This is a genomic window from Yinghuangia seranimata, from assembly GCF_029953285.1.
GTDB classification, from domain to species: domain Bacteria; phylum Actinomycetota; class Actinomycetes; order Streptomycetales; family Streptomycetaceae; genus Yinghuangia; species Yinghuangia seranimata.
In genome coordinates, this window is the sequence record NZ_JASAOI010000044.1 from 89,681 (window position 1) to 114,075 (window position 24,395).

A 24,395-nucleotide genomic window follows, 5' to 3' on the forward strand; every position below is an offset into this window, starting at 1 on the left:
CAGGGGAGGAACGGCGTCAGCCGGCCGACTTGGTGCCCGGGCGCGTCGTGGCGGCGGGGCGGGCGGGGCCGAGGGGGAGGGAGCGGCCGGCGAAGCGGCGGACCAGGGTCTCCAGGCCGACGCCGAGGGCGCGTTGGCCGATGTCGATGGCGGTGGCGTCGGGGCCGACGAAGACGCGGGCTCGGTTGTGCTTGACGCCGCGCAGGATGATCCGGGCCGCGCGGTCGGGCGACGTGCGGGCCAACCGGTCGAAGGAGACGGCCAGTTCGCCCGCGTCCAGGCCCTGGGCGGCGCGGGCGCTGCGGGCGATGTTGGTCTTGATCCCGCCGGGGTGGACGGTCGTCACCCGGATGCCCGAGTTGGACATCCGCATTTCCTGGCGCAGCGACTCGGTGAAGCCCCGCACCGCGTACTTGGCCGCGCAGTAGGCGCTCTGCGTCGGGATGCCCATCAGACCGAACACGCTGGAGATGTTGACGATGTGCGCGTCACGCGAGCGCCGCAGGTGCGGCAGGAACGCCTTCGTGCCGTACGCGACACCCCAGAAGTTGATGCCCATCAGCCACTCGAAGTCGTCCCACTCCATCTCCTCCACGGTGGCGGTCAGCGCGACGCCGGCGTTGTTGACGACGAGGTTCACCGTCCCGAAGTACCCGGCGGTCTCGTCGGCCCACGCCTGGACCGCGTGCCGGTCGGAGACGTCGACGCGGGTGGCGACGGTCTCGCTGGCACCCTGCTTGAGGGCGAGCGCAGCGGTCTCCCGCACCGCGTCCTCGTCGATGTCGGAGAGTGCGAGCCGGGCGCCGTAGCGGGCGAGTTCGTACGCCAGCGCCCGCCCGATCCCCGAGCCCGCTCCCGTGATCGCGGCCACCTTGCCGGCGAAGTCCTGCACGTCGTGCTCCTTGTGGTGGAAGGGGTGGTCAGTAGGCGTCGGTCACAGCGGCGGGGCGGTGGCCACGGGTGCCGCCGCGGCGTCCGCGCGGACCTGCTCCCGCGTGCGGGCGCGGTGCCCGGCGGGCGAGAACCGGCGGTTCATCCACATGAACTTCCAGACGTAGTCGGGCCACAGCGTGGTGTTGGTGCCCGTGCGCGGGTCCAGGTACCAGCTGGAGCAGCCGCCGGTGGTCCACACCGTCTCGGACATTTTCGCCTGGAGCCGGGCGTTGTACGCGTCCTGGGCCTCGCGTGTCACGTCGATCTCGGCGATGCCGTTGCGCTCCATGCTGACGATGGCGTCGACGGCGTACTTGATCTGGGCCTCGATGACGAGCGTCATGGAGCTGTGCCCGAGCCCGGAGTTGGGGCCGATGACGAAGAACAGGTTGGGGAACCCGGTGGTCATGGCGGCCTGGTGGGCGGTCATGCCGTCCTTCCAGGCGTCGGCGAGCAGGACGCCGTCGCGGCCGACGAGGGCGTGGGCCATCGGGATGTCGGTGGCGTGGAACCCGGTGCCGAGGACGATCGCGTCGCAGGGGCGTTCGACGCCGTCCTTCGTGACGACCGAGTTCGCCTTCACCTCGGCGATGCCGTCCGTGACGACGTCGACGTTGGGCTGGGCGAGCGCCGGGTAGTAGTCGTTGGACAGCAGGACCCGCTTGCAGCCGAACGTGAAGTCGGGCGTGAGCTTTTCGCGCAGCTCGGGGTCGCGGACGGCACGCTTGAGGTGCGCGCGGGCGATGCCCTCGGCCCTCTTGGCGAGCCGCGGGTGCTTGCCGTTGAACCACAGCCAGAAGCCCTCGCGGCCCCAGAACAGGCCCAGCCGCACGGCCCGTTGGGCGGCCGGCAGGCTGCGGTACAACGCGCGTTCGGCGCCGGTGAACGCCCTGTCGGTGCGCGGCATGATCCACGGCGCGCTGCGCTGGTACAGGTCCAAGTGGGCGACGTCCGGCTGGATCTGCGGCACGAACTGGATGGCGGAGGCGCCCGTCCCGATGACCGCGACGCGCTTGCCGCGCAGGTCGTAGTCGTGGTTCCAGCGCGCCGAGTGGAACAGCTCGCCTTCGAACGTGTCGGTGAGCCCCTTGATGTCGGGGTACGCCGGGTCGACGAGCGGGCCGCCGCCCGCCAGCAGGACGTCGGCGTTCAGCCGACCGCGCGAGGTCTCGACCTCCCAGTACGCCGCGGCGTCGTTCCAGCGGGCCATCCGCACCTCGTGCTCGAACCGCAGGTGGGGGAGGAGCCCGAAGTCGCGGGCGCAGGTGCGCAGGTACTCCTGGATCTCGGGCTGCGGCGAGAAGGAGCGGCTCCACGTCGGATTGGGCGCGAAGGAGAACGAGTACAGGTTGGACGGGACGTCGCAGCACGCACCCGGGTAGGTGTTGTCGCGCCAGGTGCCGCCGACGTCCTTGCCGCGCTCGAGGATGACGAAGTCGTCGATGCCGTACTTCAGCAGGCGGGCGCCGGCGCCGAGGCCGGAGAAGCCGCTGCCGACGACGGCGACGCGGACGTGCGGGACAGGGCCGTCGAGCGGGTCCTGGGCGGCGTCCTGGGCAGCGGTGTCGAGCGGGTGCTGCGGCGGTGTCGGCAAGGTCTTCTCCGTCGCTCGGGGCGGCCGGCCGGGCCGGTGGGGGGCGGTGGCGAGCGGCGCCGGGCGCGGGCCCGACGGCGGTGACACGCTGACGATAGAAACATTACTGAACAGTAGTCAATAGTCTGCCCCGCGCGTCCGTACACTGTCGCGCATGGCCGTTTCGCGACGCACCCGCCTGACCCCCGACCAGCGGCGTGCCCAGCTCCTGCTGTTGGGCCGCGAGCTGCTCGGCACCCGCACGCTCGACGAGCTGTCGATCGACGAACTCGCCGAACGCGCGGGCATCTCCCGCGGCCTGATGTTCCATTACTTCAAGTCCAAGCAGGGCTTCCACCACGCCGTGGTGGAAGCCGCCTGCGAGGACTTCCTCGCGTGCACGCGCCCCGACCCGGCGCTCGACCCGCTGGCCCGACTGCACGCGGTGCTCGGCGCGTTCGTCGACTACGTCCTCGACCACCGCGCCACCTACGTGTCCCTCGTGCGCGGTGCCGCCAGCGCCGACGAGACGGTCCGCGAGCTCGTCCAGCGGGCCCGCCAGACCCAGGCCCGGCGCATCCTCACCGGCTGCGCCGAGCTGGGGATCGACGACACCCCGCTGCTGCGCACCGCCGTCCGCGCGTGGGTGGTCTTCGCCGAGGAGGCCGTCGTCGCGTGGCAGGAGCCGGACGGCGACCGCGCGCAGCTCGCCGAGTTCCTGGAACGGACGCTCGTAGGCGTGCTGTCATGCGTCGACCCGGCCGCGGACGTGCTGTCGCGGGCCTGACCGGACACCGACCGGCACTGCCCACGTCAGCCGAGGCGAACCGGGGCCGACGGATTCCCGATCACCACCACGCCGGGGGGCTGGCCCCCCAGGGCAGCGCCGGGTGCGGCCAGTCCTCGGGCCCGCCCTTGATCCGGAACGGCGGGAGCGCGTAAGCGATTTCGCCGATCTCGGTGACCGCGAAGCCCAGGTGCGGCGCGGCCGCGACGCGACGCGGCATGCGCGGCAGGTGCTCGGCCGGATCATGATGTCCGACCAGCCACGTGGCCGTGCGGGCCAGGGCGACGTCGATGTGCGTGCCCGTGCCGTCCGCCTGACGCTCGGTCAGCGCCCGCAGCACGCCCGCCGCGAGCAGGTTCCCGGTCGCGTAGTCGAGGGCCTGGGCGGGGAGCGCGGCTGGGCGGGCCGCCGGGTCGTCGTCGGCGTCGGCCTCGATGTGGGCGATGCCCGTGGGGCACTGCACGATGCTGTCGAAGCCGCGGAAGTCCGACCAAGGGCCGTCGACGCCGCGACCGCCCCACGCCGACACGGTGGCGACGATCAGGCCGGGGTGACGGGCGATCAGAGCTTCAGGGGAGAGCCCGAAGCGGGGCAGCGCGTCCGGGCGGTAGCCGGTGACCACCACGTCGGCGTCGGCGAGGAGTTCGTCGAGCGTCCCCAGGCCCTCGGGGGTGCGCAGGTCGAGCGTCGCGGACCGCTTCCCGGCATCGAAGTCCAGGTGCTGGCCGGGGAGTTCCGGAATGTGCTCCGGGTCGATGCGAAGCACGTCCGCACCGAGCAGCGCCAGCGCACGCGTACCGACCGGGCCGGAGAAGACCCGGGTGAAGTCCAGGACGCGCACCCCGGACGCAGGCAGCAGCGGGCCGTCGCCCTCGCCGCCGGGCGCGGGACCGAGGCGGCGCGGCGACGGACCGCCGATGCGGCGGACGTCCAGCAGCGCGGCCTCGGCGAGCGCGGCACCCTGCGGGTGCACCCGCCACTCCTCCGCGCTGCGCACCGCGTACGCCAGCCCGCCGTGCTCGCGCACCCGCTCCTCGGCCTCGGCGACCGTCAGCAGCGCGAACGCGGCCGCGACCTCCTCCTCCGGCTCGACCGGCTCCGCGGGCAGTCCGAGCGCGGCGAACAGCGCGGCGCGGTGGTGCGGGTAGTTGGCCTGCGTGCGCACGACGCCGTCCGCGCACGCGAAGAACTTCGACAGCGGGTTCATGCCGCCCAGCGGCCGGCCGTTCAGGCGCAGGTGCCGCTGGCTGGTGAACGAGATCGCGACGGCCTCGCTGTCGACGGTCACCGGCGGCACGACGGCCGGCGCCGACGCGGCGTCCGAGTCGTGCGCGGACGCGCGTACGGCGGCCAGTTCGGCCCCGGCGAGGCCCACCGCGGCGGTGGTGGCCTGGGCCAGTTCGGTCACCGGCAGTCGCGCGGGCAGCGTGTCGGGGCGACCGGTGAACGTGACGCGGTCGGTGAGCGACGGGTCGCCGCCGAGAGCCCGCCAGGCCTCGTCGAGCAGGTGTGGTGAGGAAGGGCGCATAAGCCCATCCCACCACCGCACCGGGCCCACGGCGAAGCCGGGTTGCGTCGGCACCGCATGGCGATCGTCACGGTTTCGCGCGACTCGCGAGCGGAAACCTGTTCGAGGGATTCCGGTATTCGCGCGTGTAATGACCTAAATGTCTATCCCTCACGGGACCTCCACGAAGTCTCCTTCACCCTTTTGCGTGGACAGCGCCCTCTGGTGGACCCCCGCGGCGATGCGCGTCGGACACTGGACATGGGGCAACCGCCGGCCACGGCAGGCGGTTGGGGTGAGGCGATCACGGCATCGGGAGTGCGCACCATGCGGAGGATCTGGGGCGGCGGCGGGGCCAGCGGGCTCGGCGTGAACGACGTACTGATGAAGGACGCAAGGCTGAGCGTGCCGGCGCGGGGGCTGGCCGTGCACCTGCTCTTATTGCCCGAGGCGGCGCAGCCCGACCTCGTGCGGTTGGCCTCACGGCCGGGGGAGACCGCCGAGTCGATCGACGGGTATCTGAACGAGCTGGAGGTCGTGGGGTACCTCCGGCGGCGCACGGTGCGGCCGGAGGCCGCGGGTGCGGGAGGGGTCTCGGCGCCGTCGGCGTACGAGGAGGTCACGGTCTACGCGCAGGCCGGCACCGACGACGAGCTCAAGGGTGTGCCGGGCCGGGTCTTCCGGTGGCCGCTCCCGGCGGGCCGGCAGGTGCGCAGCACGTCGTAGCCGCACCGTCGCCACGAGGACCGACGTCGCGATCGAGCGACACTTCCCAGCAGAAGTTACTTGCGGGTAGCATCCTGTTGTGACTACCGAATTCGACATCGTCGCCGAAGGCCTCCGCCAGTCCGTGCCGATGGTCCGCACCCTCGGCCTGGAGTTCGTCGAGCTGAGCCGCGAGCGCGCCGTCCTGCGGCTGCCGGACCAGCCGGACTACCACAACCACCTGGCCGGCCCGCACGCCGGCGCGATGTTCACGCTCGCCGAGTCGGCGTCCGGCGCGATCGTCATCGCGGCGTTCGGCGACCTGCTCGGCCGCGCCGTGCCGCTCGCGGTCAACGCGGAGATCCAGTACCGCAAGTTCGCCAAGGGCACCGTCCTGGCGGAGGCCCGCCTCGGCCGTCCGATCGAGGACGTCGTCGCCGAACTCGACAAGGGCGAGCGCCCCGAGTTCCCCGTCGCGATCGAGATCCGCATGGAGGACGGCACGCCCACCGCCGAGATGACGGTGCTGTGGACGCTCAAGCCGAACCGCGCCTGACCCGCGTCTGACCGCTTCCGGCCGCCGCGCCCGACGCGCACGCCGCCCGCGTGCCGCGAACGCGTGACGAGAGAATCCGCCGCACCGCCCTGATGTCCCCGGCGCCCACGTGTGCGGGCGCCCGGGCGGTGCGGCGGACCCGCGTGCCGGCCCGCGAACCGGTACGCCGGCCGGCCCGCGCGCCGACGGTCGGCGCCGGGCGGCCTACAGCGGGTGGTCTTCTCCATCCTCGTCGGGAGTCCCGGCGAGGTCGTGGGCGCGGGTGATCCACTCCGCGTCCTCGGCCGTGCCGTAGCCGCCGCGCTGCTGCTCCGCGGCCTGCTCCTCGATCCAGCGCAGGTGCGACTCCCATGCGGCCTGCTTGCTCGTGCCCAGCGCGAGGCCGATCTGCGACCACGAGGCGCCCGCCTCGCGGGCGGTCCGCACCGTCAACTGGCGTCCGTAGCGGGCCTTGCGGGCGATGACCTCCTCCAGAGCGAGCAGCTCCAGCGCCTCCGCGCGGGCCAGCGGCGCGATGCCGGGGCCGCCGTTCGCGTCGGCGAAGGCGTGCCGCAGTCGAAGCTCCTCGTAGCGGGCGACGGCCGTCTGCAAGGTGAGGCCGCGTTCCAGTTCGTTCGGCGTCGTCATGACCCGAGTCTTCGCGTCAAGCTGCCCTGACGTCAAGGCGGCTTGACGAAATCAGTACCGCCAGCGCGTCGCCGCGACGACCTCCTCGGGCGTCGCCGCCGCGAACAGCGCCGCCTCACCGCGCCGCACCGCCGCGACCGCGTCGTGCAGCGGATCGCCCAACGCCTCCCGCAGCACCGTCGAACGGTCGAACGCCGCCACCGACTCCAACAGCCGCTGCGGCAGCCGCTCCGCCGCGGGATCGCGCGCGGGGTCGCCGACCGACTCGGGCGGCAGTGTCAGCGACCGGCCCACCCCGTCCAGGCCGGCGGCCAGCACCGCGCCCACCAGCAGATAAGGATTCGCCGCGGCGTCGAAGCACTTCAGCTCGGCGTTCGCGCGCGTCTCCGCCTCACCCCGGCTGCCGGTGATCAGCCGCAGTGCCGCCTCGCGGTTCTCCAGCCCCCACGTACGGAACGCCCCGGCCCACTGCGACGGCACCAGCCGCACATAACTCGCCACCGACGGCGCGCCGATCGCCAGCAGTGCCGGCAGCGCGTCCAAGACACCGGCGAGGAACGCCTCCGCGTCCGCCGTGAGCCCGTGCGGGCCGGGGCCGCCGTGCATCAGGTTGACGCCGTCGCGCCACAGGCTCAGGTGCAGGTGGCCGCCGTTGCCGACCATCCCGGCCGTGACCACGGGAGCGAACGAGCAGCGCAGGTCGTGCCGGGCCGACACGCCGCGGATCGTCTGCCGGACGAGCACACTGTGGTCGGCGGCCGCCAGCGGATCAGCCGCGGCCGACGACACCTCGAACTGGCCCGGTGCGTACTCGGGATGCAACTGCAGCACGGCCAGGCCCTGGTCGTCGAAGGCCTGCAGCAGATCGGCGAGGTAGTCCGACAGGTCGACGACACGTTGCATGCCGTACGCCGGGCCCTCCGTCGGGAACACCGGCTCGTCGTGCCGCGACCCGGCCTCGGCCACCACCCACTCGGTCTCGAACCCGGCCCGCACCTCGAACCCGCGCTCGGCCGCCGCGGCGACCATCCGACGCGCGAAGTCCCGCTGGCAGCCCGGATGCGGGACGCCGTCCTGCGTCAGCCGGTCCCCGGGCGCCCACGCCCACCCGGACTGCGCGGCGAGCGGCGTGATCCGGTCCAGATCGGGCACCAGCCGCAGATCCCCGACGGGACCGCCGATCCACCTGCTGTCGGTCATCGCGTCGTTGACCAGGAACACGTCGAAGCAGGGCGCCGCCCCGACCCCCCACGCCGCCGCTTCGCCCAACTGCCCGACGGGAACGGCCTTCGCCCGCGTGATCCCGGCGTTGTCCACCCACCCGACGGCCACCCCGACCACCTTGCGATCCCGCAACGCGGCCGCCACCCCATCCGCCCGCAACCCGCGCGCGGCCCGCGCCTCAGCGGCCCCGGGCGCGGGGAGCGTGGGCGAACGGTGGCTGTTGGAGGTACCCGCCATGCGCCCAATCCTGACGGTTGGGACAACCCGACCGAAACTCCCTGATCGAGTGATGTCCCGGGCCGGTGACGCAAGTGTGACGCGAAGACCCCCCAATGAGGGAGTTCTGGTGATTCGCATACGTGACGGCACAGTGACCAGGGGGAGAGCCTGCCGCGCCCCACGCTGGAACCGCAACCCGGCAGCGCAACGAACCCCAGCAACAAACCCCGCCCGGAACCCCAAGCGAAACCGCAGCCCGGCAGGGAAACCAAAACAAAGTGCGTCCACACCCCGCGCCCCTCCCGCCAGGTGCGAGGTAGTTAGCGCGGACGGCCCGCGGGTCAAGCCGCCCCCTCAACCCCAGAGCAGGTCATCTGAACCAAGGTCAGATACAGCGCGGCTTGAGGCGCGGGCCGTCCGCGCGAAAATCCAAAAGCGGGAGGGGCGTCAGGCCCCCTCAGCGGACCAGCCCGACCCCGGTGCGGCCAGCACCCGTAAACGCCCCCCGCAGTCGCCGTTCCGCCTCCGCCAGCGCTCCCGGCGCGTTCCCATGAAGCGTTTCCAGACCCAGCAAAGCCGCACCCGCGATCGGGGGAACGTCCGCGATCCGGATCCTCGCATGCGGAGCCGCGTCGGCCAGTCGCAACCCGATCCCGTCGATCAGCCGACGAGGCCGCGCCGCGAGGACCCCTCCGCCCAACGCCACGTCCGCGACTCGACCCAGCAGGTCCAGCCGACGCAGTGCGGTCGTAGCGAGAACGGCCACCTCCTCAGCCTGCCGATCGAGAATCCGCGCGGCGACCTCGTCCCCTTCATCGGCCACCCGACAAAGCAAAGGCACGAGCTCATGAAGCCGCTCCCACCCGATCAACCCCAAATGCACGTCGATCGCCACCTGTGTCGCCGTAGCCACACCGAAGTGCGCCGCGGCCGCCTCGGCCAGCGCCGTCGCGGGCCCGCGCCCGTCCTCGGCCCGTACGGACCACCACATGACCTCTTCGAACAACCCCCCGCCGCCGCCCCAGTCACCGGTGATCCGTCCCAGCGCGGGAAAACGAACGGTCCCTCCTCCACCTCTCCGTCCGACGCAGTTGATCCCCGCCCCGCAGACCACTCCGACCGCGTCCGCAGCCGCCGTCCCCGACCGCAGCACCGCGAAGGTGTCGTTCGCGACCGCCGTCGTCACTGCCCAGCCCCGGGCCTGGAGTTCGTCGCGAAGCCGGTCCTCCTCAACAGGCAGGTCGGCGTTCGCAACACACGCCGACACATGCCCCACCGGCAGAGCGATCCCTGCCGCCCCCACCGCCTCGCGTACCAACCCCTCGAGCACATCGACCGCGGCCCCAAGGCTCCGCCCGTGCGGCCGGTACCCGGCCCCCCGCACGGTCGCCAGCACCGTGCCGTCGGCCGCCACCACCGCCACGTCGGTCTTCGAGTTGCCGCCGTCGAGGGCGAGGACCACTCGTCGGTCAGAGATCACCGGGCCCACGCCAGGTGTTCCTTCCCGGCCGCGATCAACCGGTCGGCGAGCGAGTCGGCCAACCCCACCTGCCCGATCGTCGGATGCGCCAGCAGCGCGTCGAACACCCGGTCGCGCCCACCCCGCAACGCCGCATCCAAAGCGAGTTCCTCGTACGCCGCGGTATGCGCCACCAGCCCCGCATGCAGCGGCCCGAGCGGCTCCAGAGCGACCGGCACAGGCCCGTCCACCGTCACACGGCACGGCACTTCGATCACAGCCTCGTCGGGCAAACCCGCAAACGTCCCGTTGTTCCGCACATCCGCAACCAGCGGAGGAGCATCCGCAGCCGAGCCCAGCAGCGCGGCCAGCAACTCCACCGCCGCCTCCGAATAGAACGCCCCACCCCGCTGCGACAACAGCTCGGGCTTGGTGTCCAACGTCGGGTCGCCGTACGCCGTCAGCAGCTGCGCCTCGACCTCAGCCACCGCACTCGCCCTGCTGACCGCCCCCGCCGCCCGCTGCTCCGCGACGACGGCGTCATGCCCCCAGTAGTACCTCAAGTAGTAGGAAGGCACCGCGCCGTACCGAACCATCAGGTCCAACGGCACCCCCAACCCCGACGCCAACTCCGCCCCGTGCGAGGCCAGCAACTCCGGCAGCAGGTCGCGCCCCGCCAGAGCCCCCGAACGCACCCGCACCCCCCGCTCCCACGTCAGGTGGTTGAGCCCCACGTGATCGAGCGAGACCTGGTCGGCCGGCACCCCCAACAACTCCGCGATACGCCGCTGGTAGCCGATCGCCACATTGCAGAGCCCGACCGCCCGGTGCCCCTCGTCGAGCAGCGCCCGCGTCACGATCCCGACCGGATTCGTGAAGTCGATGATCCACGCGTCCGGCGCAACAGCCCGCACCCGCTCAGCCACCGACAGGACAACGGGAACGGTCCGCAGCGCCTTCGCCAACCCACCCGCCCCGACCGTCTCCTGCCCGACGCACCCGCACTCCAGCGGGAAGGTCTCGTCCCCGAGCCGCGCGGCCTGCCCGCCGACCCGGAGCTGCAGCAGCACCGCGTCCGCGCCCTCCGCGCCCTTCTCGACGGAGTCCGTCACGACGACCCGCGCGGGATGCCCGTGCCGGGCCAGCATGCGCCGGACCACCCCGGCGACCAGCTCCGCACGCTCGGACGCCGGGTCGACCAGCACCAGTTCCTCGAGCGGAAGTACGTCGCGCAACCGCGCGAACCCGTCCGCGAGTTCCGGCGTGTAGGTGGACCCGCCGCCCACGACGACGAGCTTCATCCTTTGACTCCCGTCAGTGTCACACCCTCGATGAACGCCTTCTGGGCGAAGAAGAACACGAGGATGACCGGGGCCATCACCAGCAAGGTGGCGGCCATCGTGAGGTTCCAGTTGGTGTGGTGGGCGCCTTTGAAGGACTCGAGGCCGTAGGACAGCGTCCACGCCTCCGGGTTCTCGGACGTGTACACCTGCGGCCCGAAGTAGTCGTTCCAGCAGTAGAAGAACTGGAACAGGGCGACCGCGGCGATGGCCGGTTTGATCATCGGGACGACGATGCGCAGCAGGATCCGCAGTTCGCCGCAGCCGTCCACGCGCGCCGCGTCCAGGTACTCGCTCGGCAGTGTGAGCAGGAACTGCCGGAGCAGGAAGATGGAGAACGCGTCGCCGAACGCCAGCGGGATGATCAGCGGCCACAAGGTGCCGGACAGGCCCATGTCCTCGGACCAGAAGATGTACATCGGGATGATGATGACCTGCGGCGGCAGCATCATCGTCGCGATGACGGCCATGAGCGCGACGCCGCGGAAGCGGAAACGGAACCGCGCCAGGGCGTACGCCACGGGCAGGCTGGAGATCAGGCACAGGGTGGTGCCGCTCACCGCGTAGATGAGCGTGTTGCGCCACCACGTCCCGAAACCCGGCGTGTTGAAGATGTCGCTGTAGTTGCTCCACCGCCACTCGTGCGGCCACAGCGACGGCGTCAGCGTCTGACGGTCGGTCATCACCGAGGTCAGGAACAGGAACACGAACGGCAGCGCGAAGAACAGGACGGCGGCCACGGCGAGCGTGTGCACGGCGATCCAGTGCAGCACCCGCTGGGTGCCGACTCCGTGTCTCATCTCAGTCCTCCGCGGTCATGAAGCCGGCACGTCGGCGCATCAGCAGAACGGTCGCCAGCATCGCGATGCCGAACAGCAGCAGCGACAGCACGCACGCGACGCCGGTGTCGAAGGAGGAGAAGCCCTCCTGGTACACGAGTTGGGGCAGCGTCAGGGTGGAACCCTGCGGGTAGCCGGGCTCGAAGCTCTGGCCGGGGGCGCCGATGATGCCGCTCGCGACCTTCCCGGCGACCATCGCCTGCGTGTAGTACTGCATCGTCTGGATGACGCCGGTGACCAGGGCGAACAGCACGACCGGCGTGATGGACGGCCACGTGACGTAGCGGAAGCGCTGCCAGGGACCCGCGCCGTCGAGCGAGGCGGCCTCGTACTGTTCGCGCGGCACGTCCACCAGGGCGGCGATGAAGATGACCATCAGGTCGCCGATACCCCACACCGCGAGCATCGCCAGCGCCGGCTTCGCCCAGGCCGGGTCGTTGAACCAGCCGACGTTCGGGATGTGCAGCGTGTCCATGATCTGGTCGACCGGCCCGGTGGCCGGGTTGAGCAGGAACACGAAGCCGATCGTGGCGGCCACCGGCGGCGCGAGGAACGGCAGGTAGCACAGCGTGCGGAACAGGCTCGCGCCGCGCTTGAGCCGTACCGCGATCATGCCGACGCCGAGGCCGAACAGCACACGCAGCGGGACCATCACCGCGACGAGCCACAGCGTGTTGCGCAGCGCCTTGCCGAGCGGCGGGTAGTCCTCGAACACGTAGCGCCAGTTGCGCAGTCCGACCCACTGGGGCGGGTTGATCAGGTCGTAGTGGGTGAACGAGTAGTAGACCGTCGCGCCCAGCGGGTAGGCGAAGAACACCGCGAACCCGATGAGCCACGGGGACAGGAAGGCGACGGTACGGGCGCCGCGCCGGCGGCGCAGGGCGCGCAGCCCGGGCGGGGCCTTGACCTTGGCCGGCCGGCCCGGCGGGGCCGCGGCCGACGTGGTGTCGGCGCGCCTCCCCACCGGGCTCGCTGTGCTTGCCGGGTGTGCTGTCACAGCCGCCGCCGCGTCACGGCTTGGCCTGGGCGGTGTCGGTGTCGATCTGCTTGTCGACGCCGGCCAGTCCGGACTTCAGGTCGGGCACCCGGCCCGCCTCCCACGCGTAGCAGAACTCCTGGAAGGTGACCTGGTACTTGCCGCCGTTGAGGCTCGCGGGGGTGCTGTTGCTCGCCGGGTTCTTGAAGACCTCGAGGAACGGCTTGAAGTGCTCGTCGCCCGCGAGCGGCGTGCTGTCGAGCGCGGCGAACGTGGTCGGCACGTTGTGGATGGTCGCCGCGAACGAGTTGACCGCGTCCGTGTCGGTGGTGAGGAACTTGATGAACTCCCAGGCGGCGGCCTGGTGGTGGCTCGACTTCGCGATGCCGATCACGGTGCCGGTCAGGTAGCCGCGGCCGTACGAGTCGGCCTGGTCGTCGGGCACGGGCAGCGGCGCGGTGCCGTAGTTCAGGGTCGGGCTGTCCTCGGCGATCGACGCGGTGCGCCACTCGCCGTCGAGCTGCATGGCGACCTGCCCGGCCTGGAACGGGTTCTGCGCGGAGAACTCCTCGCCGAAGCCCGCGCGGAACTTCTCGAGCTTCTCGAACCCGCCGAGCGCCTCCACGAGTTCCTTCTGGTAGGTGAGCATCTGCGCGGCCTGCGGCGTGCTCGCCAGGTTGGACTTGCCGTCCGCGCCGACGTACGTCGGGCCCCACTGGGCCAGCACGTGCGCGGGCGTGAACTCGTAGCCGTGGAACGTCGGCATGACGCCCGCGACCTTGATCGACCCGTCGGCGTTGAGCTGCTGGAGCTTGACGGCGTCGGCCTTGAACTCCGACATCGTCTTGGGCGGCGAGGTGATGCCGGCCGCCGTGAACATGTCCTTGTTGTAGTAGAGGCCGTACGCGTCGGCGAGGAACGGCAGTGCGCACCGCTTGCCCTGGAACTGCGTGTAGTCCAGCGTCGCCTTCGGGAAAGTCTTGGCCGGGTCCAGGCCGGACTTCGTGACGAACGGCGCCAGGTCGACCCAGCCGCCCGACGAGCAGAACTGGCCGACGTTGTCGGTCGTGAACGACGACACGACGTCGGGGCCCTTGCTGGAGCGCACGCCCTGCGTCAGCTTGTCGTCGTTGACGTTCGGGGTCGCCTCGACCTTGATGTTCGGGTGCGTGGTGTTGAACTTGGCGATCAGGTCGTTGATCGCCTTGACTTCGCTCTCCTGGCTCCAGCCGTGCCAGAACTTGATGGTGACCTTCTTGTTGATGTCCTCGTCGGCGCCGGTGCCGCCGCCGGAGCCGCCCGCGCACGAGGTGGCGAGCAGCGCGGCGGTGGCGGCGACGGCTATGGACGCGGTCAGGCGGCGGAATCGGGGTCTGTGCACTGGGATCTCCTCCGGGCGATCGGCGGGGGAAGTGCGGGGGACGTGCGGGAGATGCGGGCGCGGCGCGGGAAGTGCCGTTGCGGTGCGGGACGTGCGGGGGCTGTGCGGGGTCAGGCGGTGGTGAACACGCTGTCGCGGGCCACGTCGAGCGCCGCGTGGACGGCCCCGGTGCGCACGGGGTTGCCGCGCACCTCGCCGAGGACCAGCCGGGGCCGGGGGATGGCGAGCCCGTGCAGCTCGTCGGTCACCCGGGCCAGGAGCGGGGCGCCGCCGGTGAGCGGGACGGCCCCGGACAGGACGACGAGCGCGGGGTCGAGCACCGCGACGATCGACGCGAGGCCGACCGCGAGCCGGGTGGCGAGCTCGTCGAGGAACCCGGCGCCGCCGGGGGAGTGCTGCGGCTCGGCCGCGACCGCTTGGGCGACCGCGCCGGCCGCCGTGCGGGCGCTGATGCCGTGCGTCTTGGCCAGCGCCAACACGGCCGGGGCGCCGGCGAGTTGCTGGAAGCCGCCGGTGTTGCTGCGGCCGATGTCTCGGATCACGGGGGCGCCGGGCAGCGGCATGTAGCCGACCTCGCCCGCGCCGCCGGTCGCGCCGCGGTGCAGCCGGCCGCCGAGCACGAGCGCCGAGCCGATGCCCTCGTCGACCCACAGCAGTACGAAGTCGCCGGGGTCCTTCGCCGCGCCCTCGCGCTGCTCGGCGAGCGCCACCAGATTGACGTCGTTCTCGACGTCGACGGTGGTGCCGAGTGCGGTGCGGACCTCGTCGAGGACGCCGGGCGCGTGCCAGCCGGGAAGGTGGCGGGCGTACCGGAAGCGCCCGGTGGCCGGGTCGAACGCGCCCGGCATGCCGATCACGACGTGCGTCAGGTCGGCGGGGGCGAGCCCGGCCGAGGCGGTCGCGGCGGCGACCGCCTCGCGCAGCCGCGCGGCGACGTTCACCGGCGCGCGCCGCGGGGTGGGCAGCCGGTACTCGGCGACGACGTGCCCGGACAGGTCGGCGACCGCGACGTCGATGCGCGCGGGCGTGACGTCGAGGCCGGCCACGTGCGCGGCCGCCGGGTTGAGCTCGTACAACTGTGCGGCCGGGCCGGGCCCGCCGCCCGCCGTGCCCACCGCGCGCACCAGGCCGGCCGCCTCGAGGCGGGCCAGCAGCTGGGACGCGGTGGGCTTGGACAGCCCGGTGAGCTGTCCGATCCGGCCGCGGGAGAGCGGGCCGTGGCGCAGCAGCAGGTCGAGTGCCGCGCGGTCGTTGATCGCGCGCAGCAGGCTCGGCCGGCCCGCCCGGTCGCCTGACATCGGTCCCCCTCGGTGTCTCGTGGAGAGGTTAGGAAAGTTTCCTAACAGTTCCGCGTAGCGAGGAAGATAGGGCGGCCCGCGCACGGGTGTCAATGGTTCAGACCAGCTGTGCTGCAACCTGTCCCCGGACACGGCGAAGGCGGCAACCCCGAAGGGTCACCGCCTTGTTGAGGGTGGGTCAGCCGAGCACCCAGGGACGCCGGAGCACGCTCAGTGCTTGACCGCCAGACCGCCGGCCATGAGCCGCTGGCCGATCGTGAGCGGCTCGGCGACCGGCTCCTCGGGACGCCACACCGGCAGGTACACCACGCCGGGCTCGAGCAGTTCCAGGCCGTCGAAGTACGCCGTGATCTCCTCCAGCGTCCGGAACCGGCCGGTGCCCAGGCTGGTCAGGAGCGCGCCCTCGAGCGCCAGCGCGTCGGGGCTGGAAGCGCAGAAGTGGGTGAGCAGGAACTGGCTTCCGGCCGGCAGCGCGTCCAGGTACGTCCGCACTATGCCGTCGGGGTCCTCATCGTCGCCGAGGTGGTGGATGACGCCGACCAGCATCAGCCCGACCGGCTGGTCGAAGTCGATGAACTCCCGTACCTGCGGCAGGTTCAGCACCGTCTTGGGGTCGCGCAGGTCGGCGGTGACGACCGTGGTGTTCGCGTTCTCGGCGAGGATCGCGCGGCCGTGCGCGAGCACGATCGGGTCGATGTCGACGTAGACGACGCGCGCGTCCGGCGCGACCTCCTGGGCGACCTGGTGGGTGTTCTGCACGGTCGGCAGGCCCGAGCCGAGGTCCAGGAACTGGCGGATGCCCGCGTTCGCCATCGCGCGCACCGCGCGCCCCAGGATCGCCCGGTTGAAGCGGGCCACGTCGCCGATCTCGGGGACGATGTCCTGCGACTGCTGGGCTATCACGCGGTCGACGGCGAAGTTGTCCTTGCCGCCCAGCACCGCGTCGTACACCCGGGCGATGCTCGGCTTGCTCACATCGATCCCGGTCGGCGCCCATTCGGCGGCCACGTCGGCCCCGTCCTGCTCCGGCTCGCTCACGATGACCCCTATTCCCTTTTCCGCGCCGACAGTTGCGGCGAGTTGATGCAGCGTCAGGGCGGATCGTAGCCCGGATCACCATCGACTTGCGCGTGCCCGCGCCGAGGCCGCGCCCATGGACCCGGCGCAAACGGGCAGCGAGGGGAGAACGGCCGCGGCGACGCCTCCGGCCGGGCGGTTCCTGAGGGGTCCCCGTCGTGGCGGTTCGGGGCATTGGTACGGTTTTCCTATATTGAAGGGGTGAAAGGAACGGTTGTGACGCACGAGGCCGGGCCCGCGCCCGGCGGCCGGACCCGCGGGCTGCGCGCCGCGCGGGCGGCGGCCTATCTCGTCGTCGCCGTCTGCGTCGCGGTCATCACCGGCCTCGGCGTCGCCCGCGCCACCGTCCTCGACCGCGACTGGTACGACGGCGTCCTCGAACGCGAGGACGCCTACAATCGCCTCTACGACCAGGTCCTCGTCGACCCCGCGATGGCCGACCTCACCCGCGACCTGCTCGCCCGCCTGCCCATCCCGCCCAACCAGGCCACCGCCAACCTGCGCCTCGTCGTGCCGCCCGCCACGCTGCGCGGCATGGCCGGCGACCAGATCGGCCGCACCGTCGCCTGGCTGCGCGGCGACGAGCGCGACCTGCACTTCGTCGTCGACCTCAAGCCGATCGTCAACAACCTCGGCGGCATCGCCGAGGTCTTCGTCGGCGACCTCACCGGCGGCGTCCCCTCCGTCACCGAGAAGAACGCGCCCGACTTCGTCGCCTCCGTGCAGAACGCCCTCGACGCGCTCGCCGCCGGCCGCAGCCCCGACCGGCTGCCCGCCCTCGACCTCGCCCCCGAGGCGGCCCCCGAAGTCGCCGACCTCATCCTCGAACGCCTCCCGCAGGAGCAACGCGCGCCCCTGCGCGAACCCGTCATCGCCGCCCTGCGCGCGAACGACCTCGGCGGCGTCCTGGTCGCCGTCGTCCCCGTGCTGTTCGGCGACAAGGTCCTCGGCGCACAGCACGGCCTCGCCGAACTCAGCCACGAACGCCCCTGGGACCTCGTCGTCGACGTCCCCGCCAAGGACACCAACGTCAACCTCGGGCCGCTCCCGCAACTGCGCGCCTTCACGGTGTTCGGGCTCGGCACGATACTGGCCGTCGCGAGCCTCCTCACCCTCGGCGGCCTGTTCGTCCTGTGGCGCACCGCGCCCCGCCGCGGCCCCGCCCGCCTGCACGGACCCGGCGTCGCCCTCGCCGCGGGAGGGCTGCTCGCGGCCGTCGTCTGCCTCATCGCGTGGGCCGCGCTGCCGCACCTGATCCCGGCGGACCGCGGCGGCTGGGCGCCGTCCGTCCGCACCCTCGTCGACGACGTGCAGGAGGCCGCCACCCGCAACATCGTCGCGGTCTGGATGGTCGCCTCCGCCGTCCCCGTCATCGCGGGCGGCGTCCTGGTCGCCGTCGCCGCGTTCGCGGTACGCCGCCAGCTGCGCGGCCAGGACCCCCTACCGCGCTCGCGCGCCCGCACCGTCACCGTCATCGCCGCGGTCGGCGCCGCCGCGGCGCTCGCGCTGACCATCCTGGTGCCCGTCCCCACCGTCGGCGACCCCGCCAAGGAACGCCGCTGCAACGGCATGCCCCAGCTGTGCGACCGGCGCTACGACGAGGTCGCCTACCTCGCCACCCACAACTCGATGTCGTCCACCGCCGACCGCTTCCTCAGCCCGCTGCAGGACCCCGACCTGGTCACCCAACTCGACCTCGGCGCACGGGGACTGCTCATCGACACGTACATGTGGGAGACCCCCGAGGAGATCGCGCCGCGGCTGGCCACCGCCGAGATGTCCCCCGAGGAACAGGCCATCGTCGCCGGCGTGATCGACCGCTTCGCGCCCGCCCGCCCGGGGCTGTGGCTGTGCCACTCGGTGTGCCGCGCCGGCGCGCTGCCGCTCGTCGGCACCATGCGCGAGGTCGGGGACTGGCTGCAGCGCAACCCCAACGAGGTCGTCACCCTCATCCTTCAGGACGCCGTCAGCGGCGAACAGACCATGGACGCGCTGCGCGAGGCGGGCGTCGACCACTACCTCGCCACCCCGCCGCAGGACCCCGACGGCGAATGGCCCACACTCCGCCAGATGATCAAGGACGGCCACCGCCTGGTGGTGTTCGCCGAACGCGCCGACGGGCCCGACCCGCGCTACCGGCAGTTCTACCGGTACGGCATGGAGACCCCGTTCACCTTCACCGCCCCGTCGGAGATGAACTGCGTCCCCAACCGCGGCGGCAGCGGCAAGAAGCTGTTCCTGATGAACCACTTCATCACCGCGATGGGCGGCAGCCGCATTGACGCCGGCAAGATCAACGCCCGGCAGTTCGTCCTCGACCGCGCGCACCGCTGCGAGACCGAACGCGGCAGACCGGTCAACTTCGTCGCCGTCGACTTCGCCACCATCGGCGACGCACGCGGCGCCGTCGACGCCCTCAACAGCGACCGCGTGCGCCGCGCGGCCCAGAACCCTCGGAACGCGCCGACGGCTCAGAACTCGACGAAGTCGAGCGGCACCGACTTGTAGCCCTGCACCTGCTCCGGCACCTGCAACGACCGCGTCCGCGCCGAGTTCACCAGCGAGTTCAGCAGACTGGTCAACGCCGACGTCAACGCCTCGCCCGTACTCCCGCCGCCCGGCTCGGCCAGGAACGCCGCCACCGTCGCCAGCCGGCGCAGCGTGTACTCGCTCGCCAGCCCGAAGCCGTACGTGATCACATGCGGCCGCGGCCGCCACGTCGGATCGCGCAGCGCACCCAGCGCCGCCTCCCACTGGTCGGTCGGATCCGTCGGCACGCCGTCCGTCAGCAGGAACACCACCGGGCGCAGCACCTGCGTCCCGCGCTGCGCCAACTGGGCCACGTCCGCGTCGATCTGCCGCCGGACCAGGCGCAGGATCGGCGCGAAGTTGCTCAGGCCCTCGCAGCGCACGGTCGGCAGCGACGTCAGCTCGTCGATGTCCGTCATCGGCGTGACCAGGTGGGCGGCTGTGTTGAACGACAGGACGGACAGGTGGATGAACTCCGACATCTGCGGGCTGGTGTAGAGCGTGTCGTAGATGTTCAGCAGCGTGTCGTTGAGCAGCTTCCCGAACTCCCGCATCGAGCCCGACGTGTCGAGCACGAGGTAGGCGGGCAGCCCCTTGGGCTTGAACGCCGGCTGGGCCGGCTGCGCACCGCCGCCGAAGGGCGCGTGGGCGTCGGACATTGCTCCTCCAGGACGAGCGGGACGATCACGTCCGCGGGGGTGCGGACTGCGGTCTCGGGGGGACGGCGGACGGCGGGGGGACGGCCGGGGGCGGTGGGGGGACGGCCGCGGGTGGCGGCGGGACGGCCGGCGGTGGAGGCGGAGGGAGGGGCGAGCGCGGAGGGCTCTCGGACGGGGGCGGCGGCATCGGCGGTGGTGCGGCGGGTGGCGGGGCCGTGGCGGGTGGCGGGGCTGCGGCGGTCGGAGGGGCCGTCGTCGGCGGCGGAGGTGTCTTCGGCGGGGACGGGACGGGCGGCGGGGCCACCGCGGGCGCAGGCGGCCGATGGGCGGGCGGCGGTGTGCGGGGCGGCGGGGGCATGGGGACGTCCTGGGACGCCGGCGGAGGTGTGTTCGGCGGAGGCGGGATCGTCCCTGCCCCGGCGGCACGGGTGGGGGGCGCGGTAGGCGGAGGCGGGACCACCGGGCGCGGCGGGGTGTGCGGCGGGCTGTGCGGCGCGGCGGGCGACGGCGGGGGCGGGCTCGCGGGCGGCGGAGGTACGGCGGGCGGCCGCGGCAGCGGCGCGGAGCCGTTCGCGGTCAGCGGGATGTGGCCGGTGACGTTGCCGGTCCTGGCGGACGCGGGCTCGGCGGCCGCGTCGGATCCGGCGGACTCGTCGGGTTCGGGCTCGCGTCCTTCGGGCTCTTCGAGCTCGTCGGGCTCCTCGGTCACGATCCGCACCGGCAGGTCCAGCGCCGCGACGTCCTCCTCCAGCGCGGCGGACAGCTCGTCGGGCCCGGGCCGTTCCCCCGGCGTGTCGGCCGCCAGGATCCGGTCGAGGACCGCGCCGAAACGGCCCTCGCGCAGCGCGTCGGGCAGGGCCGCGTACGCCGTCCGCGGATCGCGCCGCACGCCGGTCAGGCAGCGTACGAGCAGCGTCGCCAGCTTGAACCTGTCGCAGTGCACGGTCAGCGGCGGCTGGCTGTCGTTCGGGAAGAGCGGGTCCTCCCACTCCGGCGACTCGATCCATTCGCGCCGCTCGATGCCGCAGGTGTCGAGGTCGATGACGAACACGTCGCCGCTGTTCCGCGCCCAGAAGACGTTGCTGTACGACCAGTCGCCGTAGACGACGTCCCACTGCTCCAACAGCGCGCAGAACGCCACGAGTTGGCGCGCGGCGGTCACGCGGACCCCCAGGTCCGGCACCGCCAGGCCGCGCGGCCCGTACGCCTCCGGCTCGCGGACCAGCCAGTCGATCTCCAACGGCGCGGGCCGCGTCGGACGCCCGCTGAGGCCGCGCAGCGCGGCGAAGAACCGGCGCGGCGCCTTCGCGACCACCACGCCCACCACCGTGCCGCGTTCGTCGAGGACGCGGGAGACGGGCCAACACGTGCAGCGGTCCACGACGTCGGTCTGCGCGGGGTCGGTCAACGTGGCCGGCAGCAGCGTCAGGGCCTTGAGGCGCGCCGCGTCCACGACACCCAGGGGCGACCGGTACAGCTTGGCCAGCCAACCCGGATGCCCGGCGATCTCGAACACGACGCGGGACTCGCCGCGATCGCGCGCGAGGACCGCGCCCTGCGGGACGTCCGAGAGCCGGACGTCCGGCGGAAACGGGCTGCCGGACCAGCTGTTCACCCGGCGCCCTCCGAACCCGGCAGCGGGCCGCACCACACCGCGACGGCCGTGCGGTCGTCCTGGAACTGCTCCTGTTCGAACCCGACGTCGAGCATGAAGGCGCCTACGGGCGGCGGCTGTTGCCACCGCCGCGCGAACCACCCTGGGAACGCCTCCAGCGCCTCGCCTACGCCGTCCGTGGCCAGCACGAGCACGTCGCCCGGCAGCAGCCGCACCTCGGCCTCGACCGCGGCGCGGGTCGTGTACGGGAGGAAAGCGGCGACGCGGTTCGCGTCCATCCCGGCCTTCGGCCGACCGAGCACCTGGTGCCAACGCCCGTCGCCGAGCAGCCACGCACTCGCGTCACCGACCGCACCGAGCACGGCGGCACGCCCGCCATCCGCGTCGGGCTCGGCGGCAATGACGGCGGCGACGGCGACGCTGCGGACCTCGTCGGGAGACCAACCGCGCTGCCGGGCAACGCCGTTGACCTGACCGGCCGCCGACAGGAACACGTTGTCCGGATGCTCCCGCGCCAACCGCCCAGCAGGCAGCCCGGCGAACCGCCGCACCTCCTCGCGCAGTCCGGCCACCAACGCGGTCACGGCGACGGTCGCACCGACATCGGAATGCGCGCTGTCCGACATGCCGTCGGCCACGGCGAGCACAAGATGCCGCCCGGCGTCGTCGCGCCCGATCCGATACGCGTCCTGCCGAGGCAGCCCCCGCCCCCGATGCCCCGACCCGACGACAGACGCCGCCAACACCTCGAGCCCCCCGAGCGAGGCCTGATCAGCGGCGATACCGGAGGGGCCGGGCGCGTCAGGCAACAGCCAAGGCTGACGCGCGGCGCGCGACCGACGGCTGATGACGGGGAAATCGGCGGGGGAGGAGGGGACTTCCGAAGCCGACGGCTCGCCCGCTTCACCGACGGAGGCCGCGGAAGCCGACGGCTCGCCCGCCCCGCCGACGGCGGCCGCACTCGCCGCGCTGCCGGGGACCCGCGGGCCGGGATCGGCCCAGCCCCGACCACGCGGATAGAGCGAACCGTCGCCGAGGCCCGGCGGGAGGAGGGCGCCCGAGCCGACCGGCTCGGGTATGCCGTCGGTGCGGTGCTGGTCGTACTGCGGGCCGTGCCAGTCGCCGTGCACGGACGACGGCGAACGCTCTCCGGCGCCAGACGGTTCGCCTCGGTCGTCGAGGCTTTGCGTCTCAGCCTGCCCCCCTTGGCCGCTGCCGCGAGGCGGCGCACCCGGCGGCATGCGGTCTCCGACGCCGAATGGCCCGTGGCTGTCGTCGGTGCCCTGGTGGGCGGGCAGCGGGCGTTGCCGGTCGTGGTGAGCCGACGTCTCCAGCAGGGGAAGGGTTCCGGCGCGGAGCAGTTCGCGCGGGTCGCCGGCGCTCCGCTGGGCGGAGTGGCGGCCTTGTTTGTCGCTGCGGGGCAGCGTGCCGGGTGGCAAGAGGTTCCCAGCGCCACGCGGTTCGCGGCTGTCGTCAATGCCGGGCTGTTCAGCTTGCGAGCGTTGCCGTCCGCCGTGAGCCGCTGCGCCTGACGGCGAAAGGGCTCCGCCACCGCGCGGTTCGTGCTGGTCGTCGGCGTCGCGCCGGACGGGCTGCCGCCCTTGACCCTCGCCGCAGGCTGATGTGCCTAGCGACAAGCGGGCGTTCGAGCTGACTGCCTTGCCGCCGTGGTCGGCGTCTCGCTGGACGGGGCGACGGAGGTCGCCGCCGCTGCGGGGCAACGTGCCGGGCGGCAACAGGTGGCCGTCGGTGAACGGCTCGCGGCTGTCGTCGGTGCTGTGCTGGTCTGACTGGGGGCTGTGCCAGTCATCGCGGGCCGATGTGTCCGACAGCGGAAGTGCTCCGGCGCCAGACGGTTCGCGCCGGTCGCCGGTGCCGGCCTGAGCGGGGTGCCGGCTTTGGTCGTGGCTCCGGGGCAACGTGCCTGGCGGTCGAAGGGGCCCCGCGCCCAACGGTTCGCGCCTGGCGTTGGTGCCTTGCGCCTCCGGTTGCTGACTCTGCCCGTTGCTGCGCGAGGCCGAGTCGGGTGCTGGAAGCACTGCAGCACCACGTGGTTCACGGGCGTCGCCGATGTGGCGCCGCGCGGATTGTCGGTCGTAGCCGTCGTCGCGGGGCGATGTGCCTGGCGGCAGTCGGTGTTGCACGCCACCAGGTTCGCGCATGCCGTCAGAGTCTTGCCTGGCGGGTGCCCGGCCCTCGCCGTCGCCGCGAGCCGATATGCCTGGGACGAACGGCATCGCGCCTCGCGGCAGGCGGGTGCCCGAGCCGAACGGTCCCTGCCTGTCTGCGGCGTCTCGTCGAGCGGGGTCCTCGCTACAACCGTCAAGGCGCGACGCTGCGCCCACCGGAGGAACTGCGCCGGTGCCAGCTGGTTCGCACTGGTCGTCGGCACTTCGGGTCGTGCGCTGCCGCCCTTGGCCGTTGCCGCGGGCCGATGTGCCTGGCGGCACGAGCACGCCCGAGCCGACTGCTCCATGTTTGTCGTCGGCGTCTCGCCGAACGGGGCGCGAGCCTCCGTCGTCGCTGCGCGCCAAGGTGCCGGGCGGCAAGAGTTCTCCCGCGTCACGTGGTTCGCGTCGGTCGCCGGTGCCTTGCGGGTCGGGTTGCGGGCGTTGCCAGGCGTCAGGGGCTGACGCATTCGGTAGCGGAAGGGTTCCGGAGCCAGGCGCTTCGGGCCGCTCGTCGGTGTTTCGCGTGGTGGGCAGCCGCCCTTGGCCGTCGCTGCGGGGCAACGTGCCTGGCGGCGGGAGGGCGTTCGAACTGGCCGGTTCGCGTGGGTGGTTTGCGTCCCGCTGGACGGGTCGCCCGCCCTCGCCGTCGCCGTGTGAAGCCGCGCCCGACGGTGGGCGGGCTCCGGCGTCGGGCGACTCGCGCCGGTCGTCGGTCTGCTCCGTCGCAGGAGAGTCCGTGCGTTGCTGGTCGGGCCGGGCGTCCGAGGCGCTCGGGGTGACGCGCCGAGCCGGCTGTTGGACGTCGCCGGCGGTTGGGGCGGTGGCGGGTTCGGGGGCGGCCGGGTTCCTGGTGCCTGCGGTGTCGAAGGGATCCGGCTCAGCCGGGTCTCGCCACGCGTCCGGGTAGGGGGCGAACGCTG

General features: G+C 72.6%; 19 protein-coding genes. 4 read left to right on the forward strand and 15 right to left on the reverse strand.

Annotated elements, in window-relative coordinates; all coding sequences use genetic code 11:
- Positions 1–16: 16 nt before the first annotated feature.
- Both QI554_RS27075 and QI554_RS27080 read right to left on the reverse strand, forming a co-directional pair.
- Positions 17–892 carry an SDR family NAD(P)-dependent oxidoreductase gene (locus QI554_RS27075; RefSeq protein ID WP_281473214.1) on the reverse strand — a complete coding sequence of 292 codons (876 nt, stop codon included), beginning with the start codon at positions 890–892 and terminating at the stop codon, positions 17–19.
- A 42-nt stretch (positions 893–934) separates the two neighbouring features.
- On the reverse strand, positions 935–2,527 hold the full coding sequence (locus QI554_RS27080) for a flavin-containing monooxygenase (protein ID WP_281473215.1): 1,593 nt from the start codon (positions 2,525–2,527) through the stop codon (positions 935–937).
- Positions 2,528–2,681: 154 nt separating this feature from the next.
- Here QI554_RS27080 and QI554_RS27085 point away from each other — a divergent pair, with 154 nt between their 5' ends.
- Positions 2,682–3,293 carry a TetR/AcrR family transcriptional regulator gene (locus tag QI554_RS27085; protein WP_281473217.1) on the forward strand — a complete coding sequence of 204 codons (612 nt, stop codon included), beginning with the start codon at positions 2,682–2,684 and terminating at the stop codon, positions 3,291–3,293.
- Between the two features lie 61 nt (positions 3,294–3,354).
- On the opposite strand, the gene QI554_RS27090 is transcribed toward QI554_RS27085, so the two are convergent.
- The gene (locus tag QI554_RS27090; protein WP_281473219.1) at positions 3,355–4,821 is read right to left on the reverse strand and encodes a CoA transferase; all 1,467 of its coding nucleotides are present in this window, start codon (positions 4,819–4,821) and stop codon (positions 3,355–3,357) included.
- A gap of 306 nt (positions 4,822–5,127) precedes the next feature.
- On the opposite strand from QI554_RS27090, the gene QI554_RS27095 reads away from it, so the two are divergent.
- Together QI554_RS27095 and QI554_RS27100 are read left to right on the forward strand one after the other, a co-directional pair.
- Positions 5,128–5,526, forward strand: coding sequence for a hypothetical protein (locus QI554_RS27095; RefSeq protein WP_281473221.1), 399 nt, complete (start codon positions 5,128–5,130; stop codon positions 5,524–5,526).
- 79 nt (positions 5,527–5,605) lie between these two features.
- Positions 5,606–6,061, forward strand: coding sequence for a DUF4442 domain-containing protein (locus tag QI554_RS27100; RefSeq protein WP_281473223.1), 456 nt, complete (start codon positions 5,606–5,608; stop codon positions 6,059–6,061).
- Between the two features lie 204 nt (positions 6,062–6,265).
- Here QI554_RS27100 and QI554_RS27105 read toward each other — a convergent pair whose 3' ends face one another.
- The 9 genes from QI554_RS27105 to QI554_RS27145 form a co-directional block, all read right to left on the reverse strand.
- Positions 6,266–6,688, reverse strand: coding sequence for a hypothetical protein (locus tag QI554_RS27105; RefSeq protein ID WP_281473225.1), 423 nt, complete (start codon positions 6,686–6,688; stop codon positions 6,266–6,268).
- Positions 6,689–6,739: 51 nt separating this feature from the next.
- Positions 6,740–8,149, reverse strand: a complete 1,410-nt coding sequence (locus QI554_RS27110; RefSeq protein ID WP_281473228.1) for a type I glutamate--ammonia ligase — start codon at positions 8,147–8,149, stop codon at positions 6,740–6,742.
- Positions 8,150–8,588: 439 nt separating this feature from the next.
- Positions 8,589–9,620 (reverse strand): N-acetylglucosamine kinase, encoded by a 1,032-nt coding sequence (locus tag QI554_RS27115; RefSeq protein ID WP_281473230.1) that lies wholly within the window; start codon positions 9,618–9,620, stop codon positions 8,589–8,591.
- Positions 9,608–10,891, reverse strand: a complete 1,284-nt coding sequence (locus QI554_RS27120; protein WP_281473232.1) for a family 4 glycosyl hydrolase — start codon at positions 10,889–10,891, stop codon at positions 9,608–9,610. The genes QI554_RS27115 and QI554_RS27120 overlap by 13 nt, the downstream gene beginning before the upstream one ends.
- A complete protein-coding gene (locus QI554_RS27125; RefSeq protein WP_281473233.1) occupies positions 10,888–11,730 on the reverse strand; it encodes a carbohydrate ABC transporter permease in 843 nt (280 codons plus the stop codon). The genes QI554_RS27120 and QI554_RS27125 overlap by 4 nt, the downstream gene beginning before the upstream one ends.
- A gap of 1 nt (position 11,731) precedes the next feature.
- Positions 11,732–12,733 (reverse strand): carbohydrate ABC transporter permease, encoded by a 1,002-nt coding sequence (locus QI554_RS27130; protein ID WP_425528063.1) that lies wholly within the window; start codon positions 12,731–12,733, stop codon positions 11,732–11,734.
- Positions 12,734–12,779: 46 nt separating this feature from the next.
- Complete coding sequence (locus QI554_RS27135; RefSeq protein WP_281473235.1) at positions 12,780–14,126, reverse strand: ABC transporter substrate-binding protein; 1,347 nt, start codon at positions 14,124–14,126, stop codon at positions 12,780–12,782.
- 110 nt (positions 14,127–14,236) lie between these two features.
- On the reverse strand, positions 14,237–15,424 hold the full coding sequence (locus QI554_RS27140; protein WP_281473237.1) for an ROK family transcriptional regulator: 1,188 nt from the start codon (positions 15,422–15,424) through the stop codon (positions 14,237–14,239).
- A gap of 210 nt (positions 15,425–15,634) precedes the next feature.
- Positions 15,635–16,462 carry an SAM-dependent methyltransferase gene (locus QI554_RS27145; RefSeq protein ID WP_281473239.1) on the reverse strand — a complete coding sequence of 276 codons (828 nt, stop codon included), beginning with the start codon at positions 16,460–16,462 and terminating at the stop codon, positions 15,635–15,637.
- Between the two features lie 255 nt (positions 16,463–16,717).
- Here QI554_RS27145 and QI554_RS27150 point away from each other — a divergent pair, with 255 nt between their 5' ends.
- The gene (locus QI554_RS27150; protein WP_281473241.1) at positions 16,718–19,009 is read left to right on the forward strand and encodes a phosphoinositide-specific phospholipase C-related protein; all 2,292 of its coding nucleotides are present in this window, start codon (positions 16,718–16,720) and stop codon (positions 19,007–19,009) included.
- Here the strand turns inward: QI554_RS27150 and QI554_RS27155 are convergent.
- Genes QI554_RS27155 through QI554_RS27165 form a run of 3 tightly spaced genes read right to left on the reverse strand, consistent with a single transcriptional unit; the run spans position 18,973 to position 22,743 of the window.
- Complete coding sequence (locus QI554_RS27155; protein ID WP_281473242.1) at positions 18,973–19,689, reverse strand: vWA domain-containing protein; 717 nt, start codon at positions 19,687–19,689, stop codon at positions 18,973–18,975. The two genes, QI554_RS27150 and QI554_RS27155, sit on opposite strands and share 37 nt — an antisense overlap.
- Before the next feature lie 25 nt (positions 19,690–19,714).
- Positions 19,715–21,304: a hypothetical protein gene (locus QI554_RS27160; protein WP_281473244.1), complete on the reverse strand. Its 1,590-nt coding sequence runs from the start codon at positions 21,302–21,304 to the stop codon at positions 19,715–19,717.
- Positions 21,301–22,743 carry a protein phosphatase 2C domain-containing protein gene (locus tag QI554_RS27165; protein WP_281473246.1) on the reverse strand — a complete coding sequence of 481 codons (1,443 nt, stop codon included), beginning with the start codon at positions 22,741–22,743 and terminating at the stop codon, positions 21,301–21,303. The genes QI554_RS27160 and QI554_RS27165 overlap by 4 nt, the downstream gene beginning before the upstream one ends.
- Between the last annotated feature and the right edge of the window lie 1,652 nt (positions 22,744–24,395).